General features: G+C 63.5%; 15 protein-coding genes. 6 read left to right on the top strand and 9 right to left on the bottom strand.

The window, feature by feature from the left end:
- Positions 1–4: 4 nt before the first annotated feature.
- The 6 genes from AC0L2O_RS13410 to AC0L2O_RS13385 form a co-directional block, all read right to left on the bottom strand.
- Positions 5–1642, bottom strand: a complete 1638-nt coding sequence (locus AC0L2O_RS13410; RefSeq protein WP_473370050.1) for an ABC transporter ATP-binding protein — start codon at positions 1640–1642, stop codon at positions 5–7.
- A gap of 4 nt (positions 1643–1646) precedes the next feature.
- Positions 1647–2825, bottom strand: coding sequence for an ABC transporter permease (locus tag AC0L2O_RS13405; protein ID WP_369719423.1), 1179 nt, complete (start codon positions 2823–2825; stop codon positions 1647–1649).
- The gene (locus tag AC0L2O_RS13400; RefSeq protein WP_369719424.1) at positions 2825–3934 is read right to left on the bottom strand and encodes a microcin C ABC transporter permease YejB; all 1110 of its coding nucleotides are present in this window, start codon (positions 3932–3934) and stop codon (positions 2825–2827) included. Before AC0L2O_RS13400 ends, AC0L2O_RS13405 begins: the two co-directional genes overlap by 1 nt.
- Before the next feature lie 2 nt (positions 3935–3936).
- Positions 3937–5823 carry an extracellular solute-binding protein gene (locus tag AC0L2O_RS13395; protein WP_473370049.1) on the bottom strand — a complete coding sequence of 629 codons (1887 nt, stop codon included), beginning with the start codon at positions 5821–5823 and terminating at the stop codon, positions 3937–3939.
- A 14-nt stretch (positions 5824–5837) separates the two neighbouring features.
- On the bottom strand, positions 5838–7739 hold the full coding sequence (locus AC0L2O_RS13390) for an extracellular solute-binding protein (RefSeq protein WP_473370048.1): 1902 nt from the start codon (positions 7737–7739) through the stop codon (positions 5838–5840).
- A 211-nt stretch (positions 7740–7950) separates the two neighbouring features.
- Positions 7951–8505 carry a c-type cytochrome gene (locus AC0L2O_RS13385; protein WP_409190733.1) on the bottom strand — a complete coding sequence of 185 codons (555 nt, stop codon included), beginning with the start codon at positions 8503–8505 and terminating at the stop codon, positions 7951–7953.
- A 233-nt stretch (positions 8506–8738) separates the two neighbouring features.
- Between AC0L2O_RS13385 and AC0L2O_RS13380 the strand changes: the two genes are divergently transcribed.
- Together AC0L2O_RS13380 and AC0L2O_RS13375 are read left to right on the top strand one after the other, a co-directional pair.
- Positions 8739–9479, top strand: a complete 741-nt coding sequence (locus tag AC0L2O_RS13380) for a 3-deoxy-manno-octulosonate cytidylyltransferase (RefSeq protein WP_473370047.1) — start codon at positions 8739–8741, stop codon at positions 9477–9479.
- Positions 9480–9500: 21 nt separating this feature from the next.
- The gene (locus AC0L2O_RS13375) at positions 9501–10361 is read left to right on the top strand and encodes a prephenate dehydratase (protein WP_409190735.1); all 861 of its coding nucleotides are present in this window, start codon (positions 9501–9503) and stop codon (positions 10359–10361) included.
- Positions 10362–10391: 30 nt separating this feature from the next.
- Here the strand turns inward: AC0L2O_RS13375 and AC0L2O_RS13370 are convergent, their stop codons facing one another.
- Complete coding sequence (locus AC0L2O_RS13370; protein ID WP_473370046.1) at positions 10392–11408, bottom strand: LLM class flavin-dependent oxidoreductase; 1017 nt, start codon at positions 11406–11408, stop codon at positions 10392–10394.
- 376 nt (positions 11409–11784) lie between these two features.
- Here AC0L2O_RS13370 and metF point away from each other — a divergent pair, with 376 nt between their 5' ends.
- From metF to AC0L2O_RS13355, 3 genes are all read left to right on the top strand, one after another.
- Positions 11785–12711 carry a methylenetetrahydrofolate reductase [NAD(P)H] gene (gene metF / locus AC0L2O_RS13365; RefSeq protein WP_369719431.1) on the top strand — a complete coding sequence of 309 codons (927 nt, stop codon included), beginning with the start codon at positions 11785–11787 and terminating at the stop codon, positions 12709–12711.
- Positions 12712–12717: 6 nt separating this feature from the next.
- The gene (gene metH, locus AC0L2O_RS13360; RefSeq protein ID WP_473370045.1) at positions 12718–16578 is read left to right on the top strand and encodes a methionine synthase; all 3861 of its coding nucleotides are present in this window, start codon (positions 12718–12720) and stop codon (positions 16576–16578) included.
- Positions 16579–17139: 561 nt separating this feature from the next.
- Entirely contained in the window at positions 17140–18147 is a 1008-nt protein-coding gene (locus tag AC0L2O_RS13355) for a DUF3592 domain-containing protein (RefSeq protein WP_473370044.1), read from the top strand.
- Positions 18148–18272: 125 nt separating this feature from the next.
- On the opposite strand, the gene AC0L2O_RS13350 is transcribed toward AC0L2O_RS13355, so the two are convergent.
- Positions 18273–18902 (bottom strand): glutathione S-transferase family protein, encoded by a 630-nt coding sequence (locus tag AC0L2O_RS13350; RefSeq protein ID WP_473370043.1) that lies wholly within the window; start codon positions 18900–18902, stop codon positions 18273–18275.
- 155 nt (positions 18903–19057) lie between these two features.
- Here AC0L2O_RS13350 and AC0L2O_RS13345 point away from each other — a divergent pair, with 155 nt between their 5' ends.
- Positions 19058–20005, top strand: a complete 948-nt coding sequence (locus tag AC0L2O_RS13345) for a threonine/serine dehydratase (protein ID WP_473370042.1) — start codon at positions 19058–19060, stop codon at positions 20003–20005.
- A gap of 223 nt (positions 20006–20228) precedes the next feature.
- On the opposite strand, the gene AC0L2O_RS13340 is transcribed toward AC0L2O_RS13345, so the two are convergent.
- The gene (locus AC0L2O_RS13340) at positions 20229–20822 is read right to left on the bottom strand and encodes a GNAT family N-acetyltransferase (protein ID WP_473370041.1); all 594 of its coding nucleotides are present in this window, start codon (positions 20820–20822) and stop codon (positions 20229–20231) included.
- Positions 20823–20932 lie beyond the last annotated feature (110 nt).

Here is a 20932-nt window from a genome sequence, read left to right as displayed (position 1 = left end):
GCGCCTACGTCGCCACCGAACCGTTTCCTTCCGTCTCCAGCCTGAACGCCGCTGCAAACAGCGCGCGCGTGTAATCCGTTTTCGGATTCTTGAACAGCTCGGCCGCCTGCCCTTCCTCGACCACCTTGCCGCCGCGCATCACGATCAGATGGCTGGCAAGCGAGGCGACCACGCGCAGATCATGCGAGATGAACATGTAGGTGAGGTCGCGCCTGCGCTGTAATTCGCGCAACAGGTCCACCATCTGCGCCTGGATCAGCATGTCGAGCGCGCTGGTCGGCTCGTCCAGTACGACGAAATCCGGCTCCAGCACCACGGCGCGCGCGATGCTGATGCGCTGGCGCTGGCCGCCGGAGAATTCATGGGGGTAGCGGTAGCGGGTGTCGGCCTTTAACCCCACGTCCTCGAGCGCCTTGACGACGCGCTCCTCACGCTCCTCGCGCGAGAGCTTCGGCTGATGCACGGACAGACCTTCGGCGATGATGTCGGCGATCGACATGCGCGGGCTGAGCGAGCCGAACGGGTCCTGGAATACGATCTGCATGTCACGCCGGAACGGCCGCATCTCCTTGAAGCGCAGGCCCTGGATATCTTTTCCGAGGAACACGATGCGCCCGTTCGATGAGATCAGCCGCAGCAATGCGAGCCCCAGCGTTGTCTTGCCCGAGCCGGACTCGCCGACGACGCCAAGCGTCTCGCCCTTGCGCACGGCGATGCTGACGCCGTCGACGGCCTTGATGTGCCCGACCGTCTTGCGCATCAACCCGCGCCTGATCGGAAACCAGACTTTCAGGTCGCTGGTGGACATCACCAATGGCGCATCCGGCTGCGGCGGCGCCGGATCGGGCTTCGGCTCCGCCGCCAGCAGATCGCGCGTATAGGGATGCTTCGGGCTGTTGAAGACCTGCTCGACCGACCCCTGCTCCACGATCTCGCCGCCCTTCATGACGCAGACCTGGTCGGCGATACGGCGCACGATGCCGAGATCGTGGGTGATGAAGAGCAGGCTCATGCCGAGACGTGAGCGTATCTCGGCCAGCAGCGTCAGGATCTGCGCCTGCACAGTGACGTCAAGCGCCGTGGTCGGCTCGTCCGCGATCAACAGGTCCGGTTCGTTGGCGAGCGCCATGGCGATCATCACGCGCTGGCGCTGGCCGCCGGAGAGCTGGTGCGGATAGCTGTTCAGCCGCGTTTCGGGCTCAGGGATGCCGACCTGCGTCAGCAGCTCCAGCGTCCGCCTGCGCGCCTCGGCATTGCTGGTCGGATTGTGCAGCTGGATGATCTCGCCGATCTGCGCCTCGATCGTATGCAGCGGATTGAGCGAGGTCATCGGCTCCTGGAAGATGATGGAGATGTCGCTGCCGCGGATCTCCCGCATCTCACGCTCCGACTGATCGATCAGCTCGCGACCCTTGAAGCGGATGCTGCCCGACGGATGCGAGGCGCTCGGATAGGGCAGCAGCTTGAGGATCGAGAGCGCACTGACCGATTTGCCGGACCCGGATTCGCCAACCAGCGCCAGGCACTCGCCGCGCCTGATCTGGAACGAGATCGTGTCGACCGCGAGCGTGGTTGCGCCGCCCTGGTGGAACGCCACCGAGAGCTCGCGCACGCTAAGCAGGGGCTGGTTGATCGCGTCCATCGACTTACCTGAAGGTCTTGCGCGGATCGAAGGCGTCGCGCACGGCTTCGCCGATGAAGATCAAAAGCGACAGCATGATCGCCACCGAGAAGAAGCCGGAGAAACCGAGCCAAGGTGCCTGCACGTTGGACTTGCCCTGCGACAGCAGCTCGCCGAGCGACGGCGAGCCGGGCGGCAATCCGAAGCCCAGGAAATCGAGGGCCGTGAGCGTCATGACCGACGAGGAGACGATGAAGGGCAGGAACGTCATCGTCGCGACCATCGCATTCGGCAGCAGATGCTTGAACATGATGACGGCGTTCGACACCCCGAGCGCCCGCGCCGCCTGGATGTACTCGAAATTGCGCCCGCGCAAAAATTCCGCGCGCACGAGTCCGACCAGCGACACCCAGGAAAACAACAACAGAATGCCGAGCAGCACGAAGAAGCCGGGAACGAGCACCGAGGACAGGATCAGCAGCAGATAGAGCGACGGGATCGCGGTCCATATCTCGATGAAACGCTGGAACAACAGGTCGATCCAGCCGCCGAAATAGCCCTGCACCGCGCCGGCCGCGATCCCGACGACGGAGGAGATAATGGTCAGGCAAAGTCCGAACAGCACCGAGATGCGGAAACCGTAGATCAGGCGCGCTACCACATCGCGGCCCTGATCGTCGGTCCCGAGCCAGTTATATTCGAGGTCGCGGCAGCTCTTGAGGCCTTTCTTCTCGACGACCGGCTTGCACTGCTCCTCTGTCAGCATCCATGTCGGCGGCGACGGTGCCGGCGTCGGCAGGTCGAGGTTGTGGGTGTCGTACGAATAGCGGATCAAGGGCCAGACGATGCTGCCGCCCTTGTCCTTGATCAGCTTCTGCAAGTAAGGATCGCGGTAATCGGCTGCGGTTTCGAAATCGCCGCCGAAGGTCGTCTCCGAATAGGTGACAAAAGCGGGCCAGTAGAGATGACCGTCATATTTGATCAGGAACGGCCGGTCGTTGGCGATCAGCTCGGCGAACAGCGACACCACGAACAGGACCAGGAAGATCCACAACGACCAATAGCCGCGCCGGTTCGCCTTGAAGTTCTGCCAGCGCCGCCTGTTCAGCGGCGATGGCACGAACGGCTTGCGCGTGAGCGGGACCGCATCTCCGAGCGGCGACTTCGCGGTGGTTTCGATCGGCGTGGGGGCGGTCAGCGTCATCAGACCTCCCGCGCCTCGAAATCGATCCGCGGATCGATCCACATATAGGTCAGGTCGGAGATGAGGTTGACCACGAGGCCGACGAGCGAAAAGATGAAGAGCGTGCCGAACACCACGGGGTAGTCGCGGTTGAGCACGCTCTCGAAGCTGAGGAGCCCCAGGCCATCCAGCGAGAAGATCGTCTCGATCAGAAGCGAGCCCGAGAAGAAGGCGTGAATGAAGGTGCTGGGAAAGCCCGCGATGACGATCAGCATCGCGTTGCGAAAGACGTGGCCATAGAGCACCCGGTTCTCGCTGCAGCCCTTCGCGCGCGCCGTCATCACGTACTGCTTGCGGATTTCGTCCAGGAACGAGTTCTTGGTCAGGAACGTCATGGTGGTGAACGCACCGAGTCCCATGGCGATCAGCGGCAGCGTCAAATGCCAGAAATAGTCGATGATCTTCCAGTACCAGGGAAATTGCGACCAGCCGTCCGACGTCAGACCGCGCAGCGGAAACCAGTTGAAGAACGAGCCTCCGGCAAACAGGATGATCAGGAGGATCGCGAACAGGAAGCCGGGAATGGCATAACCGAGCACGAGCACGCTCGACGTCCAGGTGTCGAACCGCGTGCCGTCCCTGACCGCCTTGCGGATGCCGAGTGGAATCGAGATCAGGTAGGTCAGCAGCGTCAGCCAGATGCCGAGCGAGATCGAGACCGGCAACTTTTCCTTGACGAGCTGGAGCACGCTGACGTCGCGGAAATAGCTCTTGCCGAAGTCGAAGCGGGCAAAATTCCACACCATCAGCGCGAATCGCTCCGGTGCCGGCTTGTCGAAACCGAACTGCACCTCCAGCTTCTTGATGAAATCGGGGTCGAGCCCCTGCGCACCGCGATACTTCGAATTGATGGCATCGCCGCCGGCGCCTAACTGCCCCGGCGCGCGTTGCGCGAAGTCGCTGCCGCCAGAAATGCGCGAGGTGCCGCCGGTATCGGCGCCCGAGAGCTGCGCGATGACGCGCTCGACCGGGCCGCCTGGCGCGAACTGCACGACGACGAAGGAGACGAAGAGAATCCCGAGCAAGGTCGGGATCATCAGCAGGATGCGGCGGGCGATATAGGCGCTCATGATTATTTCGCCTGCTCGAGCTTCGCCGCCTTGTCGCGGTCGGACCACCACAAGGTCCGTTCGCCGACGCCGCTGGCATAGTCGGAGATCGGATAACGCGGCAGATTCGCGGGATGACCGAATTCGTCCCAATAAGCCAGCCGGTGGCTGGTATTATACCATTGCGGCACCCAGTAACGGCCCGCGCGGAAGACGCGGTCGATCGCGCGGCACGCGATTGTCAGCTCGTTGCGTGTTTCCGCTGCCATCGCCTTTTCCACCAGCGCGTCGAGCGCGGGGCTGACGACGCCGGCATAATTGTAAGACCCCTTGGTGGCAGCAGCTTGCGAGGTGAAGTAGGTCCGCAAGCTGTCGCCGGGCGTCGCGGTCATCGTGAGGCGCTGGATTGCAAAGTCGAAATCGAATGACTCGAGCCGCGCACGATATTGCACGGCGTCGATCAGACGCAGATTGGCCTCGATGCCGAGCACGCCGAGATTCTTGAGGAAGGAGGCGTGGTGCGGCTGGAACGAGGCCTCGTCAGTCAGGAACTCGACCGCGAACACTTCGCCGTTCGGCAACAACCGTTTGCCATCCTTAACCGGAAACTGCGCCTCCTGAAGCAATTGCTGCGCTCTGCGCAACAGCGCACGATCCTGACCGGAGCCGTCCGACACCGGCGGCACGAACGGCTCACCGAACACGTCGTCGGGCACCTGGCCGCGGAAGGGCTCGAGCAGCTTCAACTCCGCGGGCGAGGGTGGGCCTTCCGCAACGAGGTCCGAATTCTGGAACGGCGATCGTGTGCGCGCATAGGCGCCGTACATGATGGACTTGTTAGTCCATTCGAAGTCGAACGCGCAGTTCAGGGCTTCGCGTACCTTCGGGTTCTTGAACTTGTCGCGCCGCGTGTTGATGAACCAGCCCTGGCCGCCCGACGGCGTCTGGTCCGGCACCTGCTCGCGCTTGACGCGGCCGTCCTTGATCGCGGGAAAATCGTAGCGCGTGGCCCAGATGCGCGCGGTGAACTCCTCGCGATACAAATAGTTCTTTCCGGTAAAGCCTTCGAAAGCGACGTCGCGGTCACGATAGAACTCGTAGCGGATCGCGTCGAAATTGTTGCTGCCCCGGCAGACCGGCAGGTCTGCACCCCACCAGTCCTTGACGCGCTCGAACTCGATGTAGCGATTGATCTCGAACTTGCCGACCTTGTAGGGACCAGAGCCCAGCGGCGTCTCGGTCGTGGTTTCGTCGAACGGCCGGTTGGCGTAATGGGCTTTCGAGAAGATCGGCAGACCTGCCACATAGAGCGGCACGTCACGTGCCCGCTTCTCGGCGAAGGTCACGACCACGTTGGCGTCGTCCAGCGCTTGCGCGCCCTTGACGTCGCGCATCTGAATCTGGATCAGCGGATGGCCCCTGTCCTTCAGCACGTTGATCGAGAACGCGACGTCATGAGCGGTCAGCTTGGAGCCATCGTGAAACCGTGCCTCGGGCCGGATGGTGAATCGATAAGCCAGCTTGTCAGGCGAGAGCTGCACCGACTTCGCGGCGAAGCCATACATCGCATCGGGCTCGTCACCCGCATGCGCCATCAGCGTGACGAAGGTCAGATCCATACCCTGGGCGCCCTCACCCTTCAGAATGAAGGCATTGAGCGAGTTGAAGGTCTGAAAGGACTGGTTGTAGGCCTTCGTTGACGGAATCAGCGAGAACATCCCGCCCTTCGGAGCGTCCAGATTGACGTAGTCGAAATGGTGAAAGTCTGCGGGATATTTGAGGTCGCCAAACGCCGAGATGCCGTGAACTTCGGCGAGGCCCTCGGACGCCGCCGCGTTGCGCAGCCAAGCCGTGCTGAGCGCGCCGCCGACACCTAGTGCCAGGACGTGCCGGCGTGAAAGCTGCGCCATGCGAGCAATGTCCTTCACGATTTTTTTGCGATCCGCGCCGCCTTATCTGCGTCATACCACCAGATGGTTGGGAATCCCGATTGCCCGTACTTTGGCAACTCCGTCGGTCGGCCAAAGCGATCCCAGCGCGCTGTTCGCTGCTTCGGATAGTTCCACTGCGGCACGACGTAATGATTCCACAGCAGCACCCGATCAAGCGCCTTTGTGGCGGCCACAAGCTCGAGGCGGTCCTTCGCGAAAATCACGCGATCAATGAGCTTGTCGATTGCGGGATTCTTTATGCCAACGATGTTGCGCGAGCCGGCCATATCTGCAGCTTTTGATCCCCAGGACTCACGTTGCTCGTTTCCGGGCGACAGCGATTCCCCCCACGAACCAACGACAATATCGAAATCCCATTCGCGAAGCCGATTCTCGTACTGGGTCGGATCGATTGTGCGCACACTGACCGCAATACCCAGCCTCTCCAGGGAAGGCTTATAGAATAGCATGACCCTTTCAAAGGCGGGGTCCTGAGCCAGCAATTCGAGAGAGAATTGGGTACCCGTCTTGCTATCGATCAGCTTTCGATCACGTACCTCGTAGCCCGCGGCTTTCAACAAGCGCAGTGCCTCGCGTAAATTGTCACGCACAGCTTCGGGGCTACCCCCGACCGGATTGGTGTACGCGGTCGTGAACACTTCAGGCGGAACTTCTGCGCGCAGAGGCTCAAGAATTTCGAGCTCTTTTCCTTCGGGTAAGCCGGTTGCCATCAGCTCCTCGATACCATCGAAATAGCTACTGATGCGCTTATACTGTCCGAAGAATATCTGCTTGTTCATCTCTTCGAAATCGAACGCATAGTTCAAGGCCCGGCGCACCCGTGGATCGCCGAACTTGGCGCGGCGCAGGTTCGGTGCAAAGGCCTGCATGATTCCGGAACTGCGATTGGGAAATTCTTCCAACAGCACGCGCTTTTCGACAACGGCCGGAAACTCATAAGCGGTCGCCCAATTCTTCGCACTGTTTTCGGTGCGCCAGTCCACCTGATCGGCCTTGAACGCTTCGATCGCGACGGTGGCGTCCCTAAAATACTCGAAGCGCAGTTCGTCGAAGTTATTGCGCCCTACGTTGACGTTGAGATCACGCCCCCAATAGTCCTTCATCCGCTCCAGGACGATGTTGCGACCGGCGACAAACTCCTTGATTCGATATGCGCCTGACCCCAGCGGAACCTCCAGCGTCGTCGCAGTAACATCGCGCCTCTTGCCCTGCGCATCGCTCCCCTCCCACCAATGCTTGGGCAAAACAACGAGTTCACCGACGATCTGCGGGAGCTCGCGATTTCCTGGCGCATCGAATGTAAATTTGATGTCACGATCGCCGATCTTCTCGGTGCTCACGACGTGCCGATAGTAGGCTGAATAGAATGGATGATTCTTCTTCAGCACCTCCAGTGAGTAAATCACGTCCTCGGGCGTAACGGGTTTTCCGTCGTGCCATTTGGCCTGCGCCCGCAATCGATAGATCACGAACGAGGAATCGTCGGGACGGATGACAGCTTCGGCCAGCAATCCGTATCCAGTCGAAACCTCATCCAAGGAGGGGGTCGCAAGCGTTTCATAAATGAGCGGGACCGGCGCTGCGAGGTTGCCCTTCACGCCCGAAACAACGTAGTTGAAATTATCGAAGGTTCCGATCTGGATTTGCCGAACCGCCCCGCCCTTTGGCGCGTCGGGATTGACGTAGTCGAAGCGCTTGAAATCGGCGGGGTACTTGATGTCGCCAAACAGCGACAAAGCATGCCGCCAGGGTAGCTCACCCGCCGATTGCGCCTCGGCCGCGCCGATGACGGGAACGCCGGCGGCGGAACCGAGGGCGGGAAGCGCCGCGGCGGCAGTGCCGGTGAGCAGTAGATCGCGTCGGGTAATGGCCAAATCAACATCCCTGTCTGGAAGGAGGTTACCCCTTTAAGTGCCCAATATAGGCGAGGTTTCGACCGAGTACGTTGCTTTTTCCTCATCTTGGAGGGCCGGCGGGGCGGGTCGCTGCGGCAAAACGCCCGATAACAACGCCGCGAGGTCCGGATAAGGAAACGGCCAGACTTTTCAGCCTGGCCGCACTTCCAAGATCGATGGCCGAGGAGCCTTACTTCGCCGCGGTCGGCAGCGGCTTCGGGTTGTCGGAGAGGCTGTTCAGGTAGGCGATGACGTCGGCCCGCTCCGAGTCCTTCGGGATGCCGGCGAAGCCCATCGCGGTGCCGGGAATAAAGCCCTTCGGATTGGCAATGAACTTATTGAGGTCGTCGATGGTCCAGGTGCCGCCCTTGGCCTTCATCGCGGCCGAGAAGTTGAAGCCGTTGCGGTCTTCGCCGCGGTGGTCGTCGACGATGCCGTAGAGGTTCGGACCGACGCGGTTCGGGCCGCCCTTTTCGAAGGTGTGGCAGGCCTGGCACTTCTTGGCGGCAGCCGCGCCCTTCTCGACGGAGGCGGTCTGGAGCAGCTTTTCAATCGGCTCGGAGGGAGCTGCCGCGGCCGGAGCGCCGGCCTTTTCGCCCGCCTCTTCCTTCACGGCAATCTCGAAGCCCGGCTTTTCCGGCATTTTTGGCGAGAACAGCGCCTGCGCGGTGAAGCTCGTCACCAGCAAAACCAGACAGGTGCCGAGCACGGCACCGAGGATCTTGTTCAGTTCGAAAGAGTCCATTTCCGGCTAGGCCCCACACCGCAAGAAGGAAATAGCGGCCATGCGGCCGCCAGGACGAGCCTCGGGAGAATCAAACGTTCCTTATTGTTTCCCCGAGTTTTGCCATTGAGATATCGGTTTGCCCGGGGTCTGGCAACCCGTATAAGCGACCCGCCTTTGAGCCCGTCCCCACCCCATTTCTCGGCGCGGAAATCGCCACGCTTCCAGTCCATTGAAACCAGACCCTTGAGCTCATGACCGATCCCCGCATCCTGGTGCTGATCCCGGCTCGCATGGCCGCCACCCGCCTGCCCGGCAAGCCGCTCGCCGATATCGCGGGCCTGCCGATGATCGTGCACGTGCTGCGCCGCGCCGAAGCGGCCGGTATCGGCCGGGTCGCAGTCGCAACCGATACGGCGGAAATCGCCGCGGTGGTGAGCGCCCACGGCGGCGAAGCCGTGATGACCCGCCCCGAGCACCCCTCAGGCTCGGACCGCATCCATGAGGCCATGCAGAAGCTCGATTCCGACGGCAAGGCGGAGATCGTGGTCAATCTCCAGGGCGATTTCCCGACGATCACCATCGACAACATCCTCGACGTGCTGCCGCCGCTTCAAGACCCCGCCGTCGACATCGCCACCCTGGCCTCGCAGATCCATACCCAGGAGGAAGACCTCGCGCCGAGCGTCGTGAAAGCGATTGGAACCTCGCTCGGAGGCCGGCGCATGCGTGCACTTTATTTCACCCGCGCGACCGCCCCGACCGGCGACGGACCGCGCTACCACCATATCGGTCTGTACGCCTACCGCCGCGCCGCGCTGGAGCGCTACGTTTCGCTGCCGCCGTCGCCGCTGGAGCTGCAGGAGAAGCTCGAGCAGCTCCGGGCGCTGGAGGCCGGAATGCGGATCGACTTCACCATCGTCGATACCGTGCCCCGCGGGGTCGACACGCCGGCGGATCTCGAGACCGCCCGCGGCATCCTTTCCAAATCCTGAGCCGCTGCTACAAGGCCGAGCATGAGCAAGATGAAAATCGCATTCCAGGGCGAACCCGGGGCCAATTCCCACATCGCCATCGTCGAGGCCTATCCCGACGCCGAGCCGTTGCCCTGCGCCACCTTCGAGGACGCGCTGTCGGCGATCTCGTCAGGCGAGGCCGATCTCGGCATGATCCCGATCGAGAATTCGGTTGCGGGCCGCGTCGCCGACATTCATCACCTGCTCCCTGCTTCCGGCCTCTTCATCATCGGCGAATGGTTCTTGCCGGTCCGGCATCAGCTGATGGCGGTGAGAGGCACGAAGCTTGCCGACATCAAGAGCGTCGAGAGCCATGTGCATGCGCTTGGCCAGTGCCGGCGGGTGATCCGCAAGCTCGGCATCAAGCCGATCGTGCACGCCGACACCGCCGGCAGCGCCCGCGACATCTCCGAGCGCAACGACAAGTCGGTCGCCGCGATCGCCTCGCGGCTGGCCGCCCAGATCTACGGCCTCGACATTCTGGCCGAGGACATCGAGGACGAGGCCCACAACACCACGCGCTTCGTGGTGCTGGCGCGCGAGCCGAAATGGGCGGCGCAGGGCTCTGGCCCGCTGGTCACCACTTTTGTATTCCGGGTGCGCAACCTGCCGGCCGCGCTCTACAAGGCGCTCGGTGGTTTTGCCACCAACGGCGTCAACATGACCAAGCTCGAGAGCTACATGGTCGACGGCAATTTCTTCGCCACGCAGTTTTATGCTGATGTCGACGGCCATCCCGACGACAAGGGTCTTGCGTTCGCGATCGAGGAGTTGAAATTCTTTTCGCGCGAATTCCGCATCGTCGGCGTCTATCCGGGACATCCGTTCCGCGCGACCTTCAGCGAGACGCAGCAGGATTGACCGCGACTTCCCCTGGAGCGGAACGTTAAGCTAAGCGGTCTGCCTCGCCAGCCCGAACGCCTGCGCCAGCAGCGAATAAGACTTTTTCCGCGCATCGTGGTCGTACACCGCTGTGATCACCATCAACTCGTCCGGCCTGCTCGCGTCGATCAGCGGCTGAAGCTTCTTCTGCACCGTCGCGGGGCTGCCGACGAACAGGCGCGAGCGATTGCGGGCAATCGAGCTGCGCTCGGAATCCGTGTAAGGATAGGCCAACGCCTCCTCGACGCTCGGCAGCAGCAGATATTGGCCGCGATCTCGGCGCAGGCGGTTGAGGTCGGAGGAGCTCGCGAGCTTCTCGGCTTCCTCATCGGTATCCGCCGTGATCGCCGCGACGGCGAGGATCGCGTGCGGGCTCGCGCGCCAGGCCGAGGGCTGAAAGCGGTTGCGGTAGTGCATCATGGCGTCGGTCGCGTCGTGGGATGCAAAATGATGGGCGAAGGCGAAGCCCATCCCGACTTGTGCCGCCAGTTCCGACGAATAATCGCTGGAGCCGAGCAGCCAGATCGGCGGCAACGGCGTGTCGTCGGGCATCGCGACGACGTTGTTGTAGGGGTGGCCGGCGGGGAATTCGCGGGTCTGCCACAGGATCAATTCATGCAACCGGTCAAGGAAATCGTCGCCCTCGCGGCGGTCGAGCCGGCTACGGAGCGCATACGCGGTGGCGCCGTCGGTCCCGGGCGCGCGGCCGAGGCCGAGATCGATGCGGCCGGGAAACAGCGCCTCCAGCATCTTGAAGCGCTCGGCCACGACCAGCGGGGCGTGGTTGGGCAGCATCACACCGCCGGAGCCGACGCGGAGGTGCTTCGTCACCGCCGCGATCTGGCCGATCATCACATCGGGTGCGGGGCTCGCCACCGAGGCCAGGTTGTGGTGCTCGGCGAGCCAGTAGCGGACGTAACCGAGCCCATCGACATGCCGCGCCAGGTCAATGCTGTTGCGCAGCGCCGCGGCGGGCTTGGTGCCTGTGCTGACGACGGAGAGGTCGAGGACTGAGAGCGGGATCATGACGCGCTAACGTAATGGAGGGCCGCGCGGCGACAATGGGCTGACTGCGCAGGTCTGGCGTGTGTGCGGCACTCCAGCCAGTCCGGGCGAGGCGGGGTGTTGGGACGGATATCAGCCAAATCACAACGGATTCATACTTCCCACCTAGTATAATTAATCTCGGTAGCCGCCTAATTTCATATAAAACATTGATATAGATATACTTTCTATATATCAAGCACCTGCCCACTCAAACCTGTCTCGGCGCAATATTTGGCCTCTGAATCAGGCAAGTGGGCCACTTCCCATCGCCGATGGGCTGTCGAAAAAACCTCCCTTGCCCTATCTTTGCCCTCACAAGCTACCTAACCGCCTGCAAACTGGAGTGAGTGGTGCCATGACCGAGTTTACGACGCCTGCCCAAGCCGACGGGCAAGACGGGCACCTTTCCTCGAAGCGGCCGGCGATCTCTTTCGAGTTCTTTCCGCCCAAGACCGAGGAGATGGAGCGGAATCTCTGGGACACCATCAACCGCCTCGCCCCGCTCGACCCGAAATTCGTCTCGGTGACCTATGGCGCCGGCGGCTCGACGCGTGAGCGGACCCACGCCACCATCTCGCGCATCCTGAAAGAGACCGCGCTGCTGCCCGCCGCGCATCTGACCTGCGTCGGTGCCTCCTGCGGCGAGATCGACGAGATCGTCGACCGCTATCACGAGGTCGGCGTCCGCCACATCGTCGGCCTGCGCGGCGATCCGCCCGGCGGCATCGGCACGGCGTATGCCAGCCATCCCGACGGCTACCAGAGCTCCGCCGCGCTGGTCGCGGGGATCAAGAAGCGCCACGGCGACATCGAGGTGTCGGTCTCGGCCTACCCCGAGAAGCACCCCGAGGCTCGCGACTTCGACGCCGATATCGACACGCTGAAGGCCAAAGTCGACGCGGGCGCAACCCGCGCGATCACGCAGGTGTTTTTCGATAACGACCTCTACTTCCGCTATCTCGACCGGGTCCGCGCCCGCGGCATCAACATCCCGATCGTCCCGGGCATCATGCCGATGCACAATTTCAAGCAGGCGAGAGCCTTCGTCACCCGCGCCGGCACATCCGTGCCGGACTGGCTCGCGGAGAAGTTCGAAGGCCTCGACGACGATGCCGAGACCCGCAAGCTGGTGGCGGCAACCGTTGCCGCCGGCCAGGTGCAGAAGCTCGCCAAGCGCGGCGTCGACACCTTCCATTTCTACACCATGAACCGCGCCGATCTCGTGTTCGCGATCAGCCATTTGCTCGGCATTCGCGCCAAGAGCGCGCAGAAGGCGGCCTGACCCAAGATGACCATTCCCGTTTCGTCCAAGCGAACTGCCCTGCTCGACGCGGCGCGCGAGCGCATCCTCGTGCTCGACGGCGCCATGGGCACGATGATCCAGAACCTGCAGTTCGACGAAGCCGCCTTCCGCGGCGAGCGCTTCAAGGATTTCCATCGCGACCTGCGCGGCAACAACGATCTCCTGATCCTGACCCAGCCGCAGGCGATCGAGGATATCCATGCGGCGTATCTGCGCGCCGGTGCCGACATCGTCGCGACCAACACCTTCTCCACCACATCGATCGCGCAGGCCGATTACGATCTCGCCGACATCGTCTACGACATGGCGCGCGACGGCGCCCGCCTCGCGCGCAATGCGGCCGAGCGCGTGCAGCGCGAGGACGGCAAGCCGCGCTTTGTCGCCGGCGCACTCGGGCCGACCAACCGCACCGCCTCGATCTCGCCCGATGTTGCCAACCCCGGCTACCGCGCCGTCAGCTTCGACGATCTCCGCAAGTCCTATGGCGAGCAGATCAACGGCCTGATCGACGGCGGCGTCGACCTGCTGCTGGTCGAAACCATCTTCGACACGCTGAACGCCAAGGCGGCGCTTTATGCGATCGCCGAGATCACCGAACAGCGCGGCATCGACATGCCGGTGATGGTGTCCGGCACCATCACCGACAAGTCCGGCCGCCTGCTGTCCGGCCAGTTGCCGGAAGCGTTCTGGCATTCGGTGCGGCATGCCAAGCCCGTCACCATCGGCTTCAACTGCGCGCTCGGCGCGGAAGACCTGCGCGCGCACATCGCCGACATCGGCCGGGTCGCCGACACCCTGGTCTGTGCCTATCCCAATGCCGGCCTGCCCAACGAATTCGGCCAGTATGACGAAACTCCGGAGTACATGGCGCGCCTGGTCGGCGAGTTCGCACGTGATGGTCTGGTCAACATCGTCGGCGGCTGCTGCGGCACCACGCCGGAGCATATCGCGGCGATCGCCGCCGCCGTCGCCCCGCACAAGCCGCGCGTCGTGCCGGAGATCGAGCCACGCTTGAGACTCTCCGGCCTCGAGCCCTTCATTCTGACCGACGCCATCCCCTTCGTGAATGTCGGCGAGCGCACCAACGTCACCGGCTCGGCCCGCTTCCGCAAGCTGATCACCGCCGGCGACTACACCGCCGCGCTTCGGGTGGCGCGCGACCAGGTCGAGAACGGCGCGCAGATCATCGACGTCAACATGGACGAGGGTCTTCTGGACTCGGAAGCCGCGATGCGGACGTTCCTCAACCTCGTCGCCGCCGAGCCCGACATCGCCCGCGTTTCCGTCATGGTCGATTCCTCGAAATTCTCGGTGATCGAGGCCGGCCTGAAATGCGTCCAGGGCAAGCCGGTCGTGAACTCGATCTCGATGAAGGAAGGCGAGGAGAAGTTCATTCACGAGGCGAAGATCGCGCGGCGCCATGGCGCCGCTGTGGTGGTGATGGCGTTCGACGAAGTCGGCCAAGCGGACACCTTCAAGCGCAAGACCGAGATCTGCAAGCGCGCCTACGACATCCTGGTGGACCGCGTCGGCTTCCCGCCGGAAGACATCATCTTCGATCCGAACATCTTCGCGATCGCGACCGGCATCGAGGAGCACAACAATTACGGCGTCGACTTCATCGAGGCGACGCGCTGGATCCGCAAAAACCTGCCGGGCGCGCATATCTCCGGTGGCGTCTCCAACCTGTCGTTCTCGTTCCGCGGCAACGAGCCGGTGCGCGAAGCCATGCACTCGGTGTTCCTGTATCACGCCATCAAGGCCGGCATGGACATGGGCATCGTCAATGCCGGGCAGATGATCGTCTATGACGACATCGATCCTGAATTGCGCCAAACTTGCGAGGATGTCGTCCTCAACCGCGATGCCGGCGCCTCCGAGCGCCTGCTGGCGCTCGCGGAAAAATTCCGCGGCAACAAAACCCAGACCAAGGAAGCCGATCTCGCCTGGCGCGAATGGCCGGTGGCCAAGCGGCTGTCCCATGCGCTGGTGCACGGCATCACCGAATTCATCGAGCAGGATACGGAAGAAGCCCGCAAGGAATCGTCGCGGCCGCTCGACGTGATCGAGGGGCCGCTGATGGCCGGCATGAACGTGGTCGGCGATCTCTTCGGCGACGGCAAGATGTTCTTGCCGCAGGTGGTCAAATCCGCCCGCGTGATGAAGCAGGCGGTGGCCTGGCTGATGCCGTTCATGGAGGAGGAGAAGGCGCGCAACCTCGCCAATGGCATCGGCACCGAGGGCAGCAGCTCCGCCGGCAAGATCGTGCTGGCGACGGTGAAGGGGGACGTCCACGACATCGGCAAGAACATCGTCGGCATCGTGCTCCAGTGCAACAATTTCGAGGTGATCGATCTGGGCGTGATGGTGCCAGCGGCGAAGATCGTCGAGACCGTGAAGGCGGAGAAGGCTGACATCGTCGGCCTGTCCGGCCTGATCACGCCTTCGCTCGACGAGATGGCGTTCTTCGCCAGCGAATTGCAACGCGAAGGCCTCAAGCTGCCGCTGCTGATCGGCGGCGCCACCACGAGTCGCGTGCATACCGCCGTCAAGATCGACCCGAGCTATCGCGCCGGGCCCGTGGTGCATGTCAACGATGCCAGCCGCGCGGTCGGCGTTGCGTCCTCGCTGCTGAGCCCAGAGAAGCGCGAGGCTTACGCGGCCGGCGTTCGCGCCGAATACGCAAAGATCTCCGAGGCGCATTTCCGCGCACAGGCCGACAAGAAACGGCTGAAGCTGAGTGCCGCCCGCGCCAACCGCGTGCCGGTCGATTTCACCGCGAACGGACCGGTGAAGCCGAGCTTCCTCGGCATCAAGAGCTTTGAAGACTACGATCTCGCCGAGCTCGTGCCCTATATCGACTGGACGCCGTTCTTCCAGACCTGGGAGCTCGCCGGCCGTTTCCCCGCCATTCTCGACGATGCCAAGGTCGGCGAAGTCGCGCGCTCGCTCTATGACGATGCGCGCAAGATGCTCGACCTGATCGTCAAGGAAAAATGGTTCCGGGCACGCGCCACCGTCGGCTTCTGGCCTGCGAATGCGCAAGGCGACGACATCGTGCTCTATGCCGACGAGAGCCGCACCAAGACGATCGCGACACTGCACACGCTGCGCCAGCAGCTCGAAAAGCGCGAGGGCCGCTTCAACGCCGCACTGTCCGACTTCGTCGCGCCTGAAGGCAGCGGCGTGCCGGATTATGTCGGCGGCTTCGTCGTCACTGCCGGCATCGGCGAGGATGTGGTCGCCGACCGCTTCAAGATGGCCAACGACGACTATTCCTCGATCCTGTGCAAGGCGCTGGCCGATCGCCTCGCGGAAGCCTTTGCCGAGCGCATGCATGCCCGCGTGCGCCGCGAGTTCTGGGCTTATGCACCGGACGAGGCGCTGTCGATCGACGAGCTGATCCTCGAAAAGTACCAAGGCATCCGCCCGGCGCCCGGCTATCCCGCCCAGCCCGATCACACCGAGAAGGCGACGCTGTTCGAGCTGCTCGACGCGGAAGCCACCGCCGGCGTGAAACTGACCGAGAGCTTTGCGATGTGGCCGGGCTCCAGCGTGTCCGGGCTGTATCTTGCGAATCCCGCAAGCTATTATTTCGGCGTCGGCAAGATCGAGCGCGACCAGGTCGAGGACTACGCCGCACGCAAGGGCATGAGCGTGGCGGAGACCGAGCGCTGGCTGGCCCCGATCCTGAACTACATCCCGGCGCGAGAGACCGCGAACGACAAGGCCTTCGCCGCGACGCCGGCGAACGACGAGACCGCGAACGACCTCTCCTCGCATCCGCCGGGCTGCACCTGCGCGGTACATCTGGTCTGGCAGAAGAAGCGCGTGGGGGCGGGGTAGGCCCGCTGTCGTCCCGGCGAAAGCCGGGACCCATACCGCGAGATCTATCTTGAGTGCTTGATCGCAGTACCGGACGACAAATCTCCGCCAAACTCCTCCCTGGGGTTATGGGTCCCGGCCTTCGCCGGGACGACAAAAAGTGAAAGGTGAAGAACAACCCCATGCACAGTAGCGATGGGGTTGAAAAGCCTGACGATTTTTCGGCCTTGCCGAAAACCGCTTGCTCCGTCGGGCAAAACACCTGTATTTGATTCATCGTCGCAGACTTCAGGCTGTTGGCAGACTCGGCCTGTTGGCAGATTTGGCCGGTTGAACGGCAGAGGCTCTCCACCCCGTCATTGCGAGCGCAGCGAAGCAATCCAGAATCTTGCCGCGGGGGCAGACTGGATTGCTTCGCTGCGCTCGCAATGACGGAGTGTGGGCGGCGGCGTCGTTCCCCAACTCACTTCCACGGCTGCGCATTCTCGCGGCGCGTTGCCCCCACGTCTCATAGGGCCGTGAACGCAACGCGCGCTCGCTGCGACCAATTGCGGTCGCCGTCGAGAGAGCCAAGGAAATCAGATGCTGGATGCCCATCAATTGATGTGGACGGAGATTGCCGCCGCGATCTCGGTGCTGCTGTTTGGATTGACGCTGCTCGGTCTGGTCCGGACGCGGGGCCGGATGCAGGCGGCGCGGAGCTGGGACAAGGTCGAGGGCATCATCGTGGCCTCCGAGGTCAAACAGCCGGCGTCGCACGTCTCGGACGATCTGGACGATGCCACGCCCATCATCCGCTACCGCTATCGCGCCGGCGGCCAGGAGCAGGAAAGCGACAAGGTCGTGGTCGGCGGCATCGCCATGACCACGCGCGTGCTCGCCGCAAAGCTCGCCGGACGCTATCCGGTCGGCGCCCATGTCGACGTCTATGTCGATCCGAAGCAACCGGCCGAGGCGCTGCTGGAGCCGGCCACGGCGCAGAACGTCGCGGCGCTGGTGGCGTTCACGATCGTGTTCGGCTTCATCGCCGCCACCCTGACCGCGCATTCGCTGGCCGGTCACGTGCTCTACGCCAACAACGGCGTCCCGCTATTCGCGTTCGCGCTGCCGATCATCGTGCTGCTGGGCGGCGTGTTCTGCGTCGGCGAGTATGTCAGGACGCGCCGGCTTGCGAGCGCCAGCCTGCGCTGGCCGACCGCGGCCGGCAGGGTGACCCATTGCGAGGTGATCGAGGAGATCATCGAGGACAAGAGCGACGACGACAACAAATCATCGACCCGCAAGCTGCATTACCGTTATCAGGTCGACCTCCGTTACGCCTACAAGATCGACAAGCGCGACTTCATCGGCACCGAAATCAATTGGAACGGCACCGCGATCTACGGCCTGCGCGAGGTCGCGGAAAAGGCGGCGGCGCAGTGGAGCCCCGGTCAGAACGTCACCGTCTCTTACGATCCGGAACGGCCGGGACACGCAGTGCTTGAGCCTGCCAGCCGGAAAGGCGCGCTGACGCCGCTGATCGGCGCCGCGACCTGCGCAATCATCGGCGGCATTTTCCTGACGTTCCTGATCAAGGCCGGGTTCGGTTAGCGCGGCTTGGTGTCATTCCGGGGCGTGCGGAGCACGAACCCGGAATCCATTGTGCAGCATGTGTCGTAGAACAATGGATTCCGGGTTCGCGCCAAGTGGCGCGCCCCGGAATGACGACGCCCTCCTCACCCCTTCGGCGGCGCCAGCGGCTGCACAATCTCCTGGAACGGGGCCAAGGCCTCGCAACGCGCCGCATGCGCGCTCAGCGCCGGATAGCGCGTGGCATCGAACAGCTGCGGATGGGCCTCGCGGGTGAAGCGGACGACGCAGGCGACCGCGACGTCGGCGTGGCCGATGCGCATCCCCAGCCAGTACGGCGTCGTCACCTTGGCGCGCTCGGTTTCGAGCACGGTCAAGACGTCCGCGATCTGCGCCTGGCAGCGCTCGACCCACAGCGCAAGCTGCTCCTTCCGCAGCACGCGCTCGTAGAGCAGACTGACCGCCTTGTCGCCGAGGCCGGAGGCGAGCGCACAGATGCGCAGATGGCGCCGGCGCTCGGCGCCAGTCCGCGGCAGCATCGCCTTTTCCGCGCCGACGCGCTCGTCGAGGTAATCGAGGATGATCGTGCTCTCGATCAGCGCCTCGCCGTCGTCGAGCACCAGCGTCGGCACGCGGCGCAACGGATTATACGGCGCGATCTTGTCGGCATCGCCGAATGTCGACCACGGCCTGTGTTCGAAAGCGAGCCCGTAAAGCCGAAGCGCGATCGCGACACGGCGGACGAAGGGGGAATCATATTGGCCGATCAGGAACATGGTTCTCGCTCTTCTCAAGCGTTGGACACGGCACGGCCGATCAGTTTCCACGACCTCATCGGCGCGATGCAAGCATGATCTTGGAAATGGAGCATTGCGCCGGACGCAACGGCAGCAGGACAGCGTCTCCCGAATGCGCTATCAAGGACGGCATCATGACGGCGACATCAGACATCAATCGGGAGCGGATCGCGGCGACCGAGGCCGTGATCCGCCCGCACATCAGGCGCACGCCGCTCATTCAGGCTGATCTTGCCGACTTGGGGCTGCCGGCGGCGCCTGTCATTTTCAAGCTGGAGATGCTGCAGCATTCCGGATCGTTCAAGGCACGGGGCGCCTTCGCCAATTTGCTGCTGCGGCAGGTGCCGAAGACCGGGGTTGTCGCGGCATCCGGCGGCAATCACGGCGCGGCGGTGGCTTATGCCGCGCAACGACTCGGCATCCCCGCCAGCATTTTCGTCCCCGAGATCACGTCACCGGCCAAAGCCGAGCGCATCAAGAGCTACGGCGCGCAGCTCGTGATCGCGGGAGCCCGCTATGCCGATGCGCTCGCGGCGAGCGAGGCGCATGTCGCACGCACCGGCGCGCTTGCGGTCCATGCCTATGACCAGCCCGAGACTCTGCTCGGACAGGGCAGCGTCGGCCTAGAGCTGGAGCAGGATGCGCCCGACGTGGATACGCTGCTGGTTGCCGTCGGCGGCGGCGGCCTGATCGGCGGCATTGCGGCGTGGTACCAGGGCCGGACCCGCATCGTGGCGGTCGAGCCGGAGCAATCGCCAACGCTGCATGCGGCCTTCGCGGCAGGCGCGCCGGTGGATGCGCCGGCCGGCGGTCTCGCCGCCGACAGTCTCGCGCCGCGCCGGGTCGGCGAATTGATGTTTCCGATCGCGCGGGCCCATGTCGAGAAGGTCGTGCTGGTCACCGACGATGCGATCCGGCAGGCCCAGGCGGCCTTGTGGTCGAGCTTGCGCGTCGTGGCCGAGCCCGGCGGCGCGGCCGCGTTTGCGGCGTTGCTCTCCGGCCGTTATCGGCCCTCACCCGGCGAACGGATCGCGGTGCTGGTCTGCGGCGCCAACACGACGGCGGTGAATTTCGGCGGCTAGCGAGGGGACGACGACGCTCACACTTCGTCATTGCGAGCGCAGCGAAGCAATCCAGAATCTTTCCGCGGAGGGACTCTGGATTGCTTCGCCGCAAGAGCTCCTCGCAATGACGATGGAGGCAGACGTGTAGCCCGGATGGAGCGCAGCGTAATCCGCGAGTCAGTCAGCGGGTGAGAGAGTCCCGGATTGCGCTGCGCTCAATCCGGGCTACGACATGCGCTCGCTATTCGAGGATTGGCACATGCTTCGCCGCATCGCGCGGCGCTGTGCCGTCGAGGCGCGGATCGTCCGCCACCTCGATCTGGCGGCGGAACGGGACGAAGCCGGAGCGCTGATAGAACGCTAGTGCGGATGGATGGTCCAAGGTGCACGTGTGCACCCAGACGCGGCGCACGTCGCGTGACCATGCAAGCTCCAGCGCGCGGTTCATCAGGAAACGGGCGGCACCGGTCCCGATCAGGCGCGAGGTGACACCGAAATAGACCAGCTCGCACTGGCTGGGCTCGCGAAAATCCATCTCAAGTAGACCTTCGTCGCTTCCATTCACGGTCAACGCGTAGACCTCGATGCCTGGGGCCTGGATGACCGCGGCGAGCTCGGCGTCGTTCATGCGAGCCCGCGAAAACCACAGCCACTCCTCGCCGACGCGGCGGTGCAGGTCGCGGTACCAATCAAGCGCGGGCGCGTCGGCCTTGCGCAGGGACCATGCGCCGGGAGGGTCGTCACGCCGTGAGGGGCGCGTGGTCATCTCGAGATGGGTGACGACCGCAGCGATCTTGCCGGCGGGAACGTCGGAATAGCCGTCCGGGACGATCATGGGGCGCACTCGTTCACTTTGTGCCAAAGCGGCGGCCATACAATCAGTGTCGTCCCGGCGAAGGCCGGGACCCATAGCCACGAGTATAAATTGTTTTGCGCCGTTGGAAC

The organism is Bradyrhizobium sp. Kon10, assembly GCF_055807395.1.
Note: the sequence above shows the minus strand (reverse complement) of the source record. Positions and strands in the feature narration are given on the sequence as shown.